At 75.9% G+C, this 15712-nt stretch carries 13 protein-coding genes and 1 pseudogene; 9 read left to right on the top strand and 5 right to left on the bottom strand.

All coding sequences use genetic code 11. The features are described from left to right. Window positions 1-255 precede the first annotated feature (255 nt). The 6 genes from FVA95_RS06355 to glgB all read left to right on the top strand — a co-directional run bounded on the left by FVA95_RS06355 (window position 256) and on the right by glgB (window position 8310). A complete protein-coding gene (locus FVA95_RS06355; RefSeq protein WP_240051311.1) occupies window positions 256-1614 on the top strand; it encodes an aminoglycoside phosphotransferase in 1359 nt (452 codons plus the stop codon). Window positions 1615-1782: 168 nt separating this feature from the next. Then, window positions 1783-2430 carry a DedA family protein gene (locus FVA95_RS06350; RefSeq protein ID WP_149663364.1) on the top strand — a complete coding sequence of 216 codons (648 nt, stop codon included), beginning with the start codon at window positions 1783-1785 and terminating at the stop codon, window positions 2428-2430. Beyond that, window positions 2418-3665 (top strand): glycosyltransferase, encoded by a 1248-nt coding sequence (locus FVA95_RS06345; protein ID WP_161992212.1) that lies wholly within the window; start codon window positions 2418-2420, stop codon window positions 3663-3665. The genes FVA95_RS06350 and FVA95_RS06345 overlap by 13 nt, the downstream gene beginning before the upstream one ends. Beyond that, window positions 3662-4510, top strand: a complete 849-nt coding sequence (locus tag FVA95_RS06340) for an alpha/beta fold hydrolase (protein WP_161992211.1) — start codon at window positions 3662-3664, stop codon at window positions 4508-4510. The genes FVA95_RS06345 and FVA95_RS06340 overlap by 4 nt, the downstream gene beginning before the upstream one ends. Further along, a complete protein-coding gene (locus FVA95_RS06335) occupies window positions 4507-5643 on the top strand; it encodes a glycosyltransferase family 1 protein (RefSeq protein ID WP_149663362.1) in 1137 nt (378 codons plus the stop codon). Before FVA95_RS06340 ends, FVA95_RS06335 begins: the two co-directional genes overlap by 4 nt. Before the next feature lie 165 nt (window positions 5644-5808). Next, a complete protein-coding gene (gene glgB / locus FVA95_RS06330) occupies window positions 5809-8310 on the top strand; it encodes a 1,4-alpha-glucan branching protein GlgB (protein WP_368667301.1) in 2502 nt (833 codons plus the stop codon). 383 nt (window positions 8311-8693) lie between these two features. Here glgB and FVA95_RS32685 read toward each other — a convergent pair. Beyond that, window positions 8694-9425 (bottom strand): annotated as a pseudogene (locus tag FVA95_RS32685) (glycosyltransferase family 87 protein); the annotation flags it as partial. Between the two features lie 235 nt (window positions 9426-9660). After that, entirely contained in the window at window positions 9661-10650 is a 990-nt protein-coding gene (locus tag FVA95_RS06320; RefSeq protein WP_240051310.1) for a tetratricopeptide repeat protein, read from the bottom strand. A gap of 666 nt (window positions 10651-11316) precedes the next feature. Here FVA95_RS06320 and FVA95_RS06315 point away from each other — a divergent pair. After that, the gene (locus FVA95_RS06315) at window positions 11317-11562 is read left to right on the top strand and encodes a hypothetical protein (RefSeq protein ID WP_020623302.1); all 246 of its coding nucleotides are present in this window, start codon (window positions 11317-11319) and stop codon (window positions 11560-11562) included. Window positions 11563-11759: 197 nt separating this feature from the next. Here FVA95_RS06315 and FVA95_RS06310 read toward each other — a convergent pair whose 3' ends face one another. Next, window positions 11760-12563, bottom strand: a complete 804-nt coding sequence (locus FVA95_RS06310) for an alpha/beta fold hydrolase (protein ID WP_161992210.1) — start codon at window positions 12561-12563, stop codon at window positions 11760-11762. Then, entirely contained in the window at window positions 12560-12874 is a 315-nt protein-coding gene (locus FVA95_RS30750) for a thiamine-binding protein (protein ID WP_161992209.1), read from the bottom strand. The genes FVA95_RS06310 and FVA95_RS30750 overlap by 4 nt, the downstream gene beginning before the upstream one ends. A 65-nt stretch (window positions 12875-12939) precedes the next feature. Here FVA95_RS30750 and FVA95_RS06305 point away from each other — a divergent pair, with 65 nt between their 5' ends. Further along, window positions 12940-13443, top strand: a complete 504-nt coding sequence (locus tag FVA95_RS06305) for a MarR family winged helix-turn-helix transcriptional regulator (protein WP_020623305.1) — start codon at window positions 12940-12942, stop codon at window positions 13441-13443. A 289-nt stretch (window positions 13444-13732) separates the two neighbouring features. Further along, window positions 13733-14701 carry a helix-turn-helix transcriptional regulator gene (locus FVA95_RS06300; protein ID WP_149663358.1) on the top strand — a complete coding sequence of 323 codons (969 nt, stop codon included), beginning with the start codon at window positions 13733-13735 and terminating at the stop codon, window positions 14699-14701. A gap of 16 nt (window positions 14702-14717) precedes the next feature. Here the strand turns inward: FVA95_RS06300 and meaB are convergent, their stop codons facing one another. Further along, complete coding sequence (gene meaB, locus FVA95_RS06295) at window positions 14718-15710, bottom strand: methylmalonyl Co-A mutase-associated GTPase MeaB (protein ID WP_149663357.1); 993 nt, start codon at window positions 15708-15710, stop codon at window positions 14718-14720. Window positions 15711-15712: the final 2 nt, after the last annotated feature.

Genomic DNA, 15712 nt, shown 5'->3' with positions numbered 1-15712 from the left:
TATGGGTTTCCGGGCACGGGGATGCCGGACGGAAGCGCGATCACCGCCCGTGACCAACGGGTGGTCGATCCGACACGGACAGTACCGCCCACCCGACGTCCTGACCCGGCCGGGTCGGCCTGTCCCGGTTAGGGTTTTCACCTGCGGGCCCGGGGGGCTCCGCCCGGTGCTCCGACGTGGTGCGGGCGGTCCCCCGAGACGTCCGCGGTGGGTGTTACACGCCGGGCGGACGGCCCGGCAGGAGGGGGACGACGCGTGCGGCCGAGCGGAGCATCCGAGGACCTGGCGACGCTCCCGGGCCTGTTGCGCGACTGGCTGCCCGGGCGTCGCTGGTTCGCCGAGAAGGGGCGCCCGCTGACCGGCGTCGCCGTCGCGGCACGGCACCCGCTGCCCGCCGCGGAGGGCGTCACCCGGCTCGAGGTGCTGGTCCTCGCCGTGTCCTTCGCCGACGGCCCGGACCGGCACTACCAGCTGCTGCTGGCCCGCGCCCCGCACGCCCCGGTCGGGGCCGCACCGATCGGCGACCACGACGGGCAGGTCCTCTACGACGGCCTGCACGACCCGGCCGTCACCGCGCTGCTGCTGCGGCTGGTCGCCGAGGGCGCGACCGTCGGCGACCTGTCGTTCGTCCCCGAGCCGGGCGCCGTCCTGCCGCTGTCCGAGACCGGCCGTGTCGTCGACGCCGAGCAGTCCAACACCTCGGTCCGCTGGGGCGATCGCTCCATCCTCAAGGTCTACCGGCGCCTGTCGCCGGGCCTGAACCCCGACCTGGAGCTGCACCGGGCGCTGCGCGCGGCCGGGTCGACCTCGGTCGCGGCGCTGCAGGGCGGGATCGAGGGCGTCCTCGACGGTGCGCCCGCCACCTTCGCGCTGCTGCAGGAGTTCGCCGCCGGCTCCCACGACGGGTGGGAGCGGGCCACCGCGGCCGTGCGCGACCGGGTCGACTTCACCGGCGAGGCCCGCGCGCTCGGCGAGGCACTCGCCGACGTGCACGTCGCGCTGCGTGCCGAGCTCGGGACCACCGAGGCCGACCCGCGGGAGCTCGCGGCGTACTGGACCCGGCGGTGCACCGAGATCGCCGACCAGGTGCCCGTGCTCGCCCCGCGCGTGCCCGCCATCCGCGCCGTCTACGACGAGGTGGCCGCGCTGGGCTCGCCCGTCGTCGTGCAGCGGGTGCACGGCGACCTGCACCTCGGCCAGACCCTGCGCCGCCCGGACGGCCGCTGGCTGATCATCGACTTCGAGGGCGAGCCCGCCGCCTCCCCGCAGGAGCGGCGCGCGCCGGACTCCGCGGTGCGCGACGTCGTCGGGATGCTGTTCTCCTTCGACTACGCCGCCTTCCACCACCTGCTGACCCGGTCCGACACGCCCGAGGCAGGTCTCGGTTCGGACACCGCCGAGGCGCGCCTGGCTCACGACTGGTCGGCCGCGAACCGCGACGCGTTCTGCGCGGGCTACGCCGCCCGCGCCGGTGAGGACCCGCGCGCGCACGCCGCGCTGCTGCGGGCCTACGAGCTGGACAAGGCCGTCTACCAGGTGCTCTACGAGACCCGCAGCCGTCCGACCTGGCTGCCCATCCCGCTCGCCGCGATCGAGCGGGACACCACCGCGTAGCAGCTCCGGGCCGCCGGCGACACCCGGTGGTCACCGGAGCTTTCGCGCCACGACGCCGGGGCGACGTCCGACTCCCCGGGCGGCCCGGCACGGGATCGTGGAATCCTCCCCGACCAGGAGGACATCCACCGTGAGACGACCACCCACCACACGGCCCGGGGACCTGTCGTGACCCCGGCCGGTCTGCTCGGTGTGGACGGTCTGGACGGCGTCCTGGGCCTGGTCCAGCGGCCCGACGGGCCCACGCTCGGCGTGACGCTCGCCGTGCTCTTCCTCGGTGTGCTGGTGGAGGGCCCGGTGGTCAGCGTCGTCGCGGGCTCGCTCGCGGGGGCCGGGCTGCTCGACTGGTGGGTGGTGTGGCTGGTGGCCTTCGCCGCCGACGTCGTCGCCGACACCGTCTTCTACGTCCTCGGCCGCGGCGGGCGCCGCCCGGGCATCGCTCCGCTGCTGGTCCGGCTGGGTCTGACCGCGGATCGCCGGGAGGTGCTGCGCGCAAAGGTGGGGGGCCATCCGGGCAGGGTGGTGCTGGGCGCGAAACTGGTGGACGTCGGCGCGATCCCCGCGTTCCTGGCCATCGGCCTGGCCGGGGTGTCGTACCGGCGGTTCGTGGCCTGGGTGGTCCCGCTGACGGCGGTGCGTTCGGCGCTGCTGGTCGGGATCGGCTGGGTGGTCGGGGGCCGGTTCGCCGCGGAGCTGGCCGACCGGCCGTGGATCATCGTGGCGGTGGGACTGGGCGTGGGCCTGGTGCTCGTGGCCGGGCGCGCGCTGTGGGTGCGTGCCACGACCTCGCGGAAGGAGAACGCGTGCGCGTCCTGATCGGGGCCGACACCTGGGCACCGGACGTCAACGGGGCCAGCTACGCCGGCCAGCGGCTGGCGGCCGAGCTCGCCGCCCGCGGGCACGAGGTGCACGTGGTCGCGCCCTCGCGCGGCCTGCGCAGCAGGCCACCGTGCCGGGTCGGGCCGGTGGTCGAACACCGGGTCCGCTCCTGCCGGGTCCCCAAGCCGCCGGGCTTCCGGCTCTGCCCGCCGCCCGGGCTGCGCCAGACCTGCCGCGCGATCCTGCGCCGGGTCCGGCCCGACGTCGTGCACGTGCAGAGCCACATGGTGCTGGGCCGGATGCTGCTCACCGCGGCCGCCGACCTCGGCGTCCCGTCGATGGCGACCACGCACATGATCCCGGAGAACATCATCCCGGCGATCAGCTTCCTGCACCTGCCGGAGTCCGGGCTCAAGAAGCTGTTCTGGTGGGACGCGGTGCGCGTGCTCAGCCGGGCCGGGCTGGTCACCGCGCCGACCCCGCTGGCCGCGTCGATGGCCGAGCAGGGCGGTGTCCCCGGCCCGGTGCTGCCGGTGTCCAACGGTCTGGACCTGGGCCGCTTCCGGCCCGACACCACCGGTCGCGGGCCCGCGTTCCGGGCCCGGCACGGCATTCCCGGGGGCGCGCCGCTGGTCGGCTTCGTCGGGCGGCTGGACCGGGAGAAGCACGTCGACGAGCTGGTCCGTGCCACCGCGCTGCTGCGCGCCGGTGCGGTGCCCGACGCGCAGCTGGTCGTCGTCGGCGACGGCGAGGAGCGGGCCCGGCTGGGCGCGCTGGTCCGCGCCCAGCACCTGGAGCACGCGGTCACCTTCACCGGCCGGCTCACCGACGACGAGATCCCCGACGTCTACCCGGCACTGGACGTGTTCTGCAACGCCGGCACCGCCGAGCTGCAGAGCCTGGTCACGCTGGAGGCGATGGCGACCGGGAAGCCGGTCGTCGCCGTCGACGCGGGTGCGCTGCCGCACCTGGCCCGCCCCGGCGAGAACGGCTGGCGCTACCCGCACGGCGACGTCGCCGCGCTCGCCGACCGGCTGGCCCGGGTGCTCGGCGACCCCGACGGCGCCGCTGCGCTGGGGGCGGCGAGCCTGCGGATCGCGTCCGAGCACTCGCTGGCGGCGACGGTGGACACCTTCGAGGAGCTGTACCGGACGAAGGCCCGCCCGGTCGTCCCGGTACGTGCGTTCCGCTCGGGGCGCCGTGCCCGCCGGCCCGCGGACACCCGGCGGTGACCGCAACGCTCACGCCCGCCCTCGAGCGCCCGGTCGACGGTGCCCGCACCGTCGTGCACACCTTCGGCGACCCGGACGGGGCGCCGGTGCTGGCGCTGCACGGGCTGCGCGGCAGCCACCACGGGCTCGCGCCGCTGGCGTCGCGGCTGACCGGACACCGGGTCGTCGTGCCGGACCTGCCCGGGTTCGGGGCGTCGCCGCCGTTCACCGACCGCGCCCACGACGTCGACGGCTACGCCCGATGGGCCTCGGCGCTGCTCGCCGACCTCGGCCCGGACACGGTCCTGCTGGGGCACTCGTTCGGGTCGATCGTCGCCGCGGCCGTCTGCGCCGCGGCCGCGACCACCCCCCGGGCACTGGTGCTGGTCAACCCGATCGCCGAGCCCGCCTCGGGGGCCGGCGGCATCACCGGGCTCGGGACGGCGGCCACCGCGCTGCTCCACTCCGGCGCCGCCCGGCTCGGCCTCGACGGAGTGCTCCGCCACCGGCTGCTCGCCGACGCCGCGACCGTCTCGATGACCACCACCCGCGACCCGCTGCTGCGGCACTGGATCTCCGACGAGCACCGTGCCCACTTCGGCACCTTCGCCACGACGGCGTCGCTGCTCGAGTGCTTCCGCGCCGCCGGTTCCGGCTCGGTGCGGCCGTGGGCGCCCCGCATCACGGTGCCGACGCTGCTGCTGGCCGGGGCCCGCGACCGGGTCGCCCCACCGGCCGGGCAGCACGCGCTCGCCGCCGCCTTCGCCGACGCCCGGCTGGTCCTACTGCCCCGCACCGGCCACCTCGTGCACTACGAGGCCCCGGCGTGGGCGGCCCGGGAGATACGGGGTTTCCTGCACCGGTGAGGGTGCTCGTCGACTGCCGCTACATCCGTCCCGGACGCCCGGACGGCATCGGCCGCTACACCACCGGGCTGGTCCGCGCGCTGGACCGGATCACCCCGGTGGAGCTGCTGGTGTCCGACCCGCGCCAGCGCGACGGGCTGCCCGACCGGCCCGCGCACACCCTGCCGCCGCCCACCGGGGCCGGGGAGCCGCTGGTCGCCCGGAGGATGAACCGGATCATCGCCGGGACGTCCGGCGCCGGCGGCACCGACGGCACCGCAGGGTCACCCGATGCGGTCGTCTTCAGTCCGATGCAGACGATGGGCACGCTGGGCCGCCGCTACGCGGTCGTGCTGACCGTGCACGACCTCATCTACTACCGGCACCCGGCGCCGCCGCCGTGGCTGCCCGCGCCGGTGCGGGCAGTGTGGCGGGCCTACCACCTGTCGTGGTGGCCGCAGCGGCTGCTGCTGGCCGGCGCCGACGCCGTCGCGTGCGTGTCCGCCGCGACCGCGGCCCTGGTCGCTGAGCACCGGCTGTCGCGCCGGGAGGTCGCCGTCGTCCCGGACGCCACCGACTTCCACCTGCCGCCCGGCACGCCGGCGCGGTCGCGCCCGTCGGGGAACCGGATCGTCTACGCCGGGTCGTTCATGCCCTACAAGGACGTCGCGACCCTGGCCAGGGCCGCGGCCCGGCTGCCCGACCACGAGCTCCACCTGGTCTCCCCCGTCCCGCCGGGGGTGCGCGCGGAGCTGGAGCGGCTCGCCGCACCGGCCCGGCCGGTGTTCCACGACGGCGTCGACGACGACGCCTACCGCGCCCTGCTCGACGGCGCCACCGCGCTGGTCTCCGCCTCCCGCGACGAGGGTTTCGGGCTCCCGGTGCTGGAGGCCATGGCGCGGGGCTGCCCGGTCGTGGTCACCGACATCCCGGCCTTCCGCGAGGTCGCGGGCGACGCCGGGGTGTTCGTCGCACCGGGTGACGACGCCGGGTTCGCCGCCGCCGTGCGCGGACTGGACACGACGTGGACGCAGCGCTCCGACGCGGTGCGCGCCCGCGCCGCCGAGCAGACCTGGGACGACGCCGCCGTCGCGCTGCAGGCGGTCCTCGAACGGGCACTGCGGCGCCACCGGCGACGGCGCGGGCGGGACTGACCCGGCTCCGCTCACGCTCGACTGCGATCCGGCAACACTGTGCGACCGCACGCGGCGAGCATCCGTCACTCGCAGTACGGTTCCGCCGTGACCTCCGAGGAGACCCGAGCGACCCGCTCCGAGACCGATGCGTACGCACCGGACCCGGCGACGACCGACCGGCTCCTGGGCGGTGCCCACCACGCCCCCCACTCGGTCCTCGGCGCGCATCCGCACGTCGACGGCACCGTGGTCCGTGTCCTGCGGCCGCACGCCGTCTCGGTGGCGGTGCTGCCGAACGGTGACCGCGCGCAGGCCTGCGAGCTGACGAGGGTGCACGACGCCGGACTGTTCTCCGGCCTCGTCCCCGGCTCCGGCGGCGACTACCGGCTGCTCGTGACCTACGGCGACGGCGCCGGCGGCACGACCGAGCAGACGGTCGACGACCCGTACCGCTGGCTGCCGACGCTCGGCGACATGGACCTGCACCTCATCGGCGAGGGACGGCACGAACGACTGTGGGACGTCCTCGGCGCACACGTCCGGGACTACGAGACCCCGTCCGGCCCGGTCGCCGGGACCAGCTTCGCCGTCTGGGCCCCGAACGCCCGCGGTGTGCGGGTCACCGGTGACTTCGACGGCTGGGCCGGCTGGGCGCTGCCGATGCGCTCACTGGGCAGCTCCGGGGTCTGGGAGCTGTTCCTGCCCGGCGTCGGTGTCGGTGACCGCTACAAGTTCCGCATCCTGGGTCCCGACGGCCGGTGGCGTGACAAGGCCGACCCGATGGCCTTCGCCACCGAGATCCCGCCGCAGACGGCGTCGGTCGTGACCCGCGACGTCCACGAGTGGAGCGACGACGCGTGGATGGCCGCCCGCGCGCAGGTCCGCCCGCACGAGGAGCCGATGAGCATCTACGAGATGCACCTCGGCTCGTGGGTGCCGGGCCTGGACTACCGCGAGATCGCCGAGCGGTTGGTCGCCTACCTGGACACGACCGGGTTCACCCACGTCGAGCTGCTGCCCGTGGCCGAGCACCCGTTCGGCGGGTCCTGGGGCTACCAGGTGACCTCGTACTTCGCCCCGACCTCGCGGTTCGGCACGCCCGACGACTTCCGGTACTTCGTCGACCGGCTGCACCAGGCGGGCTACGGCGTGATCGTCGACTGGGTTCCCGCGCACTTCCCGCGCGACGAGTGGGCGCTGGCCCGGTTCGACGGCACCGCCTGCTACGAGCACGCCGACCCGCGCCGCGGCGAGCAGCCCGACTGGGGCACGCTCGTGTTCGACTTCGGCCGCAACGAGGTGCGCAACTTCCTCGTCGCGAACGCGCTGTACTGGCTGGAGTCCTTCCACATCGACGGTCTGCGGGTCGACGCGGTCGCCTCGATGCTCTACCTGGACTACTCCCGCGCCGACGGCCAGTGGCTGCCGAACGTCCACGGTGGCCGGGAGAACCTCGACGCGGTCGCGTTCCTGCAGGAGATGAACGCGACCGTCTACCGGGAGCACCCGGGCGTCGTGACGATCGCCGAGGAGTCCACCGCCTGGCCGGGCGTCACCCGGCCCACCTACATGGGCGGTCTCGGGTTCGGGCTCAAGTGGAACATGGGCTGGATGCACGACACGCTCGACTACACCGGGCGCGACCCCATCCACCGCAGCTACCACCACAACCAGATGACGTTCTCGCTGATGTACGCGTTCAGCGAGAACTACGTGCTGCCGATCAGCCACGACGAGGTCGTGCACGGCAAGGGGTCGCTGTGGACCCGGATGCCCGGCGACGACTGGAACAAGGCCGCCGGGGTCCGTGCGCTGCTGGCCTACATGTGGGCGCACCCGGGCAAGCAGCTGCTGTTCATGGGCGGTGAGTTCGGGCAGCCGCGCGAGTGGTCCGAGCAGCGGTCGCTGGACTGGCACCTGCAGAGCGACGACCCGCTGCACGGCGGGATCACCACGCTCGTCGCGGACCTGAACCGGACCTACCGCGCGCAGTCCGCGCTGTGGTCGCGCGACACCACCCCGGACGGCTTCGCCTGGATCGACGCCAACGACGCGCAGGGCAACGTGTTCTCGTTCCTGCGCCACGGCGTCGACGCCGAGGGCCGTGCCACCGTGCTGGCCTGCGTCGCGAACTTCTCCGGTGCCCCGCGTGAGGACTACCGGGTGGGGCTGCCGTTCGCCGGGAACTGGACCGAGGTCGTCAACACCGACGCGTCGGCCTACGGCGGGTCCGGGGTGGGCAACCTGGGCCGGGTCCGGGCCGAGCAGGTCATGTGGCACGGCCAGCCCGCGTCGGCGGTGCTGCGGCTGCCGCCGTCGGGGGTGCTGTGGCTGGTGCCGGAGGAGACCGGCGGCCCGGTGCTGTCCGTCCCGGCACAGGAGGCCGCCCCGGCCGCGACGGTCCCGCCGCCGCTGCCGGCGGCCGCGCTGCCCGACGAGCCGGAGGACACTGACGTCGAGGCACCGGCGACCCCGGACGACGACCTGCAGGTCTCGGTCACGCCGGCGGACCTCGTCGACCCGGGGCCGGACGACGCCGAGGACGCCCCGGACGCCGGTCCGGTCTCCACCTCGGTCGCGCCCGCACCCGGCACCGTCGGTGTCCGGGCGGTGCGCACCGGCTCGTTCGTCAACGGGAGCTCCGGCACGGGCGCCTCGGACACGGGGACCACCGCGGGCGACTGATCCCCTGGGGCCCGGACCGTCAGGCCGGTGCGCGGGACGGCTCGTCCGCAGTGCGGACGGGACCGCCGGGCACCGGCCCGACGGCCGGGCGCAGCAGGGACCACCAGGTCACCAGGAGCACCGCCGTGTAGAGCGCCCGTCCGAGCGGGGTCGCCCAGCCGCCGTCGGCCCACAGGTCGGACCAGCTCACCGGGACGACGGCGACACACCCGATCGCGACGACGACCCGGCGGCGGGTGTCCCCCCGCCCGCCCGGACGCGGCGAGCGCCAGCAGCCCGGGCAGGAGCAGCAGCAGGTAGTTGTGCCAGGCGATCGGCGCCGCCAGCAGACCGGTGGCGAGCACGGCGAACAGCGCCGTCCCACCCGGGTCGGTGCCCGCGGCCGGGTCGGGGCCGTACCGGCGGGTGCGCCGCCCGAGGTGGGCGAGCGTGCCGACCACGATCGCCGCGCCCACCAGGGTGCCGACGACGGTCGGGATCCCCCAGCGGAGCGCCTGGCCCGGCAGGGACGCGTTGTCCGGGGTGGGGCCGACCGGCTCGGCCAGCGCCATCGTCAGCCACTGGAACGCCGTCGGCCACCCGGCGACGGCGACGCCGACCAGCGTCGCGACCGTCGCGGCGGCGATCCCGGCCAGGAACGGCCGCCGCCGGGCCTGCACGGCGGGGAGCAGCAGCACCGGCGCGAGCGAGGGCTTGAGGGCGACCGTCACGCCGTAACAGACGGCGGCCAGCAGTGGGTGCCCGCGCCGCTCGGCGATCCAGCCCGCGGTCAGCCCGGCCAGCAGCAGCGGGTAGATCTGGCCCAGCAGCAGCGTGCCGTGCAGCGGTGACGACGCCAGCACCACCACCAGCGCACCGGTCGTCCACCGACGGCCGAGCCGCAGCTCCCGGCAGACCAGCAGCACCGACCCGGCGACGAGCAGCACCGACAGCGCCGTCAGCAGCCGGTAGCCGGTGACCGGGTCGAGCAGGGCCAGCGGCGCAAGCAGCACCGACAGCAGCGGCGGGTTGAGGTTGTGCAGCCGGGCGCCGGTGTCGTAGATCGCGGCGCTGCCCGGACCGTGCTGGAGCAGCGCGTACGCCGAGGCCCGGAAGGTGTCGAAGTCGACGTGCATCCGCGCGATGTCGGTCGCCGGGATCCAGCGCAGCAGCGGCGGGCCGCCCAGCACGAACAGCAGCGCCGCGGTCACCAGCGCGGCGACGGCGACGACCGGCGCCACCGGCCGCGCGAGACGGTGCACGCGGTCGCGCGCCGCGGACGCCCACCGCGGAGTCGGTGTCCCGGCAGGAGCGGCGACGGTCACCGCGGGCACCGGTGCCTGCGGCCGTGGGCCATCGGGCGGGTCCGGCTCAGAACAGGGCGCGGGCGAGCGCGCGCCGGGCCGTGGCGACCCGCGGGTCGTCGGCCGGGAAGAGCTCGAAGAGCCCGACGAGGTGCCCGCGGGCCCGGTCGCGGTCCTCACCCGCGGTCCGGGCGACGGTATCGACCAGCCGGGTGAAGGCGGCCTCGACCCGGTCGGCGGCCAGCTCGGCGTCGGCCGCGGCGAGCTGGGCGTCGACGTCGTCGGGTGCGGCGTCGGCCCGCGCGATCGACGACGGGTCGGCCTGCTCGGCACGGGCGAGGAAGCGGACCTGCGCCAGCGCCGCCTTCGCCTGCTCGTTGGCGGGTTCGCTGTCGAGGATCGCGGTGTAGGCGGCCTCGGCGGCGGCGTAGTCGCCCTGCTCCAGGGCGTCCTCGGCGGCGGTGAAGCGCGGGTCCTCGGGCTCCTCGACGGGCTCGTCCGAACCGGCCGCGGCCGCCCGGCGCTCGCCCTCTGCGATGGCGGGCATCCGGTCACGCAGCGCGTCGAGCAGGGACTTCACCCACTCGGCGGCACGGTCCTCGGGGATGGCGCCGTTGACCGCGTCGACCGGCTGACCGCCGACGAGCACGACCAGCATCGGCACCTGCTGCACGCCGAAGGCCTGGGACACCCGGGGCTGGGTGTCGATGTCGACCCGGGCCAGGCGCCACGCGCCACCACCGGTCGAGGCGAGGCGCTCCAGCTCGGCCGACAGCTGCTCCTCGCGCGGGTAGCGGCTGGCCCACAGCTCGACGACGACCGGCACCTGTAGGGACGGCTCGAGGACCTCGCTCTGGAAGCCCTGCTCGGTCGCGTCGACGACCCAGGAGCTCGCGCCCCCGCCGGGCGCGGGCGGACCGCCCCCGGCACCACCGGACGGGGCGGGCCGGTTCGCCGCATCGGCACGGGCCTTCAGCCCGGAGAGGTCGACCGCCCCGGCCATGGCCGAGGAGATCGCCGCACGCTGGGCCGCCTGACGAGGATCTGGGCGAGACACGCCATCCATCCTGGCACGTCCGTGTGTCCGGCGTGACCCGCCCCGCCCGGTCGGACGCACCCCCGCGCGACGCGTCCCACGTCTCCTCGCCCCGCCCCGCCGTCCCGGGATGTCCGCCGGGGTCCGACGCCCGCACGGCACCGCCGATGCCGCGCGAGTCGGGCCGCGCCGGGAACCCACCGACCCCGCGCGATCCGGAGGAGCACCACCGGACCCCGGGGAGAGCCGACGGCACTCCCCGGTGCCAACTCGCTTACCGGGTAAGCGAGTTGGCACCGGGAACCGTCCGACCTCGCACCATCCGGAGCTGCACCACCACGCCCCGGGAGAGAGCCGGCGGCACCCACCTGCGTGAACTCGCTCACCCGGTAAGCGAGTTCGCACCGGGACAGGTCCCCGGTGACCGACCGACACCCACCCGTGCCCGCAGAGCCGACGACGGCACGGAGCCCCCGGAACCCGGCGGAACCGGCGGGGTCGCCCCCCACGATCACCGGACCGGCGGAGCAACACCGGGCCTCGCCACTCGTTGAACACCCTGCAGGGACTCGATGCTGACTCTGCGTGATCGCGGCGGGGCGTTCCCCCGGTTGCCCCACCCCGCGGTTCCCTTCCCCGACAGAACGACCGCCGGCTCCCCGGCGCACAACGGAGGGCTCCACCCCGATGAGCAACATGCAGACGACCGACAAGCCGACCCTGGCCTACGCGTCGGTGGCGCTGGGCATCATCGCGATCGCCGCGTTCCTCGTGCCGATCGCCGCCTGGATCCTGGGTGCCGCGGGCCTGGTCACCGGCTTCCTCGCCTACCGCAAGCCGGGCATGACCAAGCTCGCCCAGATCGGCATGACCGTCAGCTTCGTCGGCATCCTCGCCGGCGTGTACTACTTCTCGACCATCATGGCGGGCTGAGCACGGCCTTCCTCGCGGCACGCCGCGACGACGACACGGCCTCCGGACCCGGTCCGGGCGCCCGACGGCCGGTGACGGGTCTCCCGCCACCGGCCGTCGTCGTCCCGGCGCCCGATGCCGCCGTCCTCGGCAGTCCGGTGCCGCTTCCTCGGCAGTCCGGTGCCGGCGTCCCGGCGCCCGGGCCGTGGCACCTCCCGTCAGGCCGGCGCGGCGAGCCCGGCGAGCAGGTCCGCCGTCTCCTCCGGCCGGGTGAGCATCGGGAAGTGCCCGCCCGCGAACTCGACGAGCCGCGCCCCGACCCGGTCCGCCTCCCGCCGTCCCGCGACGGGACTGACGACCCGGTCCCCCGCGCACACCACCGACACCGTCGGCACCGCGGGCCACGACGGCGCCGGGCACGGCTCGAGGAGCAGCGACCAGTCCTGGGGTCGCAGCTGCGCCGCCGCGTCCGCGACCACGGCCCGCCCGTCACGGCGCGCCGCGTCGAGCTCGTCCGCGACGCCCCGGTAGAGCCCGTCGGCGACCGTCCGCGCGTCCGGCCAGTACGTGCTGACCCCCGGGCCACGACGGACCTCGGCGTCGTAACCGGCGACCATCAGGTCGCGCTCGGCACGCATCCGGTCCCGGTAGGGACGGCCCGGCTCGGGGACGAGGGCCGCGACGAGGACCAGTGCCCGCGCCCGGTCGGCGACCCGGCCGGCGGCCGCGGTGGCCACGAGACCGCCGAGCGAGTGGCCGACCAGCACGATCGGCGGACCCTCGCCCCGGGGGCCCGACCCGTCCGGACCGCCACCGGCGACGGCCAGGACCGCGTCGACGAGCTCGGTGTGGCCGACCCCCGCGACGTCGGACGGGAGATCCGGCGCGACCGCCTCCACGCCCCGGGCCGCCAGGGCCTCGACCACCGGCACCCACGACACACCGCGGTGCCAGGCGCCGTGGACGAGCACGACCCGGGCCGGGGCGGACTCCCCGGCTCCCGGTGCGACCGGGCCGCTCACGCACCGCTCCCGCGCAGGTGCTCCTCGACCCGCTCCACCTTGGCCTGCAGCTGCCCCCGGTACCCGGGCCGGATGTCGGCCTTCAGGACCAGGCTCACCCGGGGTGACACGGCGGTGACGGCCTCGACGGCACGTTTGACCACCGCCATCCCCTCGTCCCAGGTCTCGGACTCGATGGTGGTGAACATCGAGGTGGTCTCGTTCGGCAGGCCGGACTCGCGGACCACCCGGACGGCCTCGGCGACGGCGGCACCGACGCTGCCGTCGCCGGAGTCCGAACCGGACGGGGCGATGCTGAAGGCGAAGAGCATGCCGACACCGTGCCACGCCCGGCATGCGGAACGGACCCGGTCACGGCACTTGCTAGCGTCGGACCATGGCATCCCGCGGGTCGCTCCCCTTCGACCCGATCCAGCGTGCGGCCGAACTCTGGGAGGAGCGGGTCGGCCCCGCCCGCACGATGGCGACGGTCACCAGCGTGATGCGCGTGCAGCAGATCCTGCTCTCGGCCGTCGACACGGCGCTGCGGCCGCACGGGCTGACCTTCGCCCGCTACGAGGCGCTGGTGCTGCTGGACTTCGCGCGCCGCGGCAGCCTTCCGATGCGGGTGATGGGCGAGCGGCTCCAGCTGCACCCGACGAGCGTGACCAACATCGTCGACCGGCTGCAGGGCGACGACCTCGTCCGCCGGATGCCGCACCCCACCGACCGCCGCGCCACCCTGGTCGAGCTGACCCCCGAGGGGCGTGCCCGGCTGGAGAAGGCCACCGCCGCGGTGACCGGCATCGACTTCGGTCTGACCGGGCTGGACCCGGCCGAGGAGGAGCAGCTGACCGCGCTGCTGCGCTCGGTGCGCCGCGCCGCCGGCGACTTCGCCTGACCCGTCCACCTCAGCCCGCCCGTCTCCGCCGGCGCGGCCCACCCGATGGCGGGCCGCCGTGTCCCGGACCGCGCCAGCTGCGCATCACCGAGCCGCGGGGCGGCCGGGGCCACAGCATCCGCCGCACCGCGGCCCGCCCGGCCAACGCGCCGCTGAGGCCGGACAGGCCCACGCACGCCAGATAGTCGATGAGGTCCACGGGGCACGCTCCGAGGTGTCGAGGCAGGCGATGACGCGGGTTGCGTCAACTGTGTTGACCCTACGACGGAGCACCGACAGAATCGGCCGCGTGCATGCTCCTCCGCCCCCGTCCGACCGGCCCGGTGCCGGCCCGGCGCTGCGGGCCGCGCGCGACCGGCGGGGCTGGTCCCAGTCCGAGGCGGCCCGTGCGCTGGCCGCGCTCGTCGCCGGGAGCGGCGGCACCGCGCGGGCCGCGAGCCTGAAGACGCAGCTGTCGCGCTGGGAGAACGGCCACGCCGTCCCGGACGCCGCGCACCGCGCGCTCCTCGCCGAGCTGTACGAGACCACCCCGGCCGGTCTCGGTCTCGCCGACGAGCCCGGGCCGGACCCCGTCGACGGGGCCACGCGGCTGCGCGCGGCCCTGGAGCGGACCGCCGCCGTCGGGAAGGAGGAGCTGGACCTGCTGCGCGCCCAGTGGGCCGCGACCAGTGCACTGGACGACCGGCTGGGCACCGCCGCCGCCCACGACGCGGTGTCCGCCGTGGTCGTCCAGCTGCGCGAACCGGTCGCGCACGCGCGGGACCCGCACCTCCTGCGGTCGCTCGGCGGGCTGCTCGCCGCGGCTGCACTGCGGCTCGGGGACCAGGAACGCGACCGCGCCGCCCCGGACCGGGCGTGGGCGGCCTACGTCGAGGCCGAGTCCGCGGCCCTGCGGGCCGGGGACATGGACACCGCGGACACGGCGCGGCACCGGCGGGAGCGCCTGGCGGCCGAGCTGCCGGGCGTCGCCGCACAGGACGCCGACACCGAGCAGGCCGGCCCGACCGGCACGACGGCGCTGCCCACGATCGACGTCCACACCGCCCCCGCGTGGCTCACCGTCGAGGACGGCCCGCCGCAGCGCCCGGTCCGCGAGCGCACCGATCTCGCACTGGGCGAGGTGCTCGCCGCCCTGCGTGCCGGCGACGGCGCCGCCGCGCGGGCCGCCCACGCCCGGGCCCGGGCACTCGCCCTGCGGACCGGGTCGCAGCGCGTCCTCGACCGGCTCGCGGCGCTGCCCGGGACCACGCTCCCCTGATCGGAGGCGGGTCGGCTCAGTCCGCCTGGTCCAGCAGCTCGTCGGCGGCGGCCCACGGGTCCAGCTCCCCGCCCAGCACCCGCTCGGTGAGGGCGTCGAGCGCGTCACCGCCGCGCACGCGTTCCATCCGGGCCCGGACCTGCTCCATCCCGATGCCCTCGATCTCGCGACGCGTCCGCTCACGGCGCCGTCGTTCCCGCTCGCCGGACTTCTCGGCCCAGGCGTGGTGCTCGTCGAGGGCGTCGGCGACGGCCGCGATCCCCTCCGCGCGGGACGCGACCGTCGAGAGCACCGGGGGCTCCCACGGCTCGGTCCCGAGGCCGGTTCCGTCCGCGCCCCCCTCGCCGCCGTCCGGGAGGCGCAGGTGCAGCATGTTCCGCAGCTCGCGCACCGTGCGGCGGGCCCCCTCGCGGTCGGCCTTGTTGACCACGAAGACGTCGCCGATCTCCAGGATCCCGGCCTTGGCCGCCTGGATGCCGTCGCCCATCCCCGGCGCGAGCAGCACGACGGTGGTGTCGGCGAGGCCGACGATCTCCACCTCGGACTGCCCGACGCCGACGGTCTCGATCAGCACGACGTCGCAGCCCGCGGCGTCGAGCACCCGCAGGGCCTGCGGCGTCGCCCAGGACAGCCCGCCCAGGTGCCCTCGCGTGGCCATCGACCGGATGAAGACCCCGTCGTCGTCGGCGTGGTCGCCCATCCGCACCCGGTCGCCCAGCAGCGCCCCGCCGCTGAACGGCGAGGACGGGTCCACCGCCAGCACCCCGACCCGGCGCCCACGCGCCCGCAGCTCGGTGACCAGCGCCGACGTCGACGTCGACTTGCCCACCCCCGGGGACCCGGTCAGCCCGATGACGTGCGCCCGTCCGGTGTGCGGGGACAGCGCCGCGGACACCTCGCGCAGCTGCGGACCGGCGTTCTCCACCATCGAGATCAGCCGGGCGACGGCGAGCTGCTCACCGCGGCGGGCGCGCTCCACCAGGTCGCGGGGGTCCGGCGGTCCGGGCACGG

The sequence above is a fragment of the Pseudonocardia sp. EV170527-09 genome, assembly GCF_008369905.1.
In the GTDB taxonomy this organism is placed as follows: Bacteria; Actinomycetota; Actinomycetes; order Mycobacteriales; family Pseudonocardiaceae; genus Pseudonocardia.
Note: the sequence above shows the minus strand (reverse complement) of the source record. Positions and strands in the feature narration are given on the sequence as shown.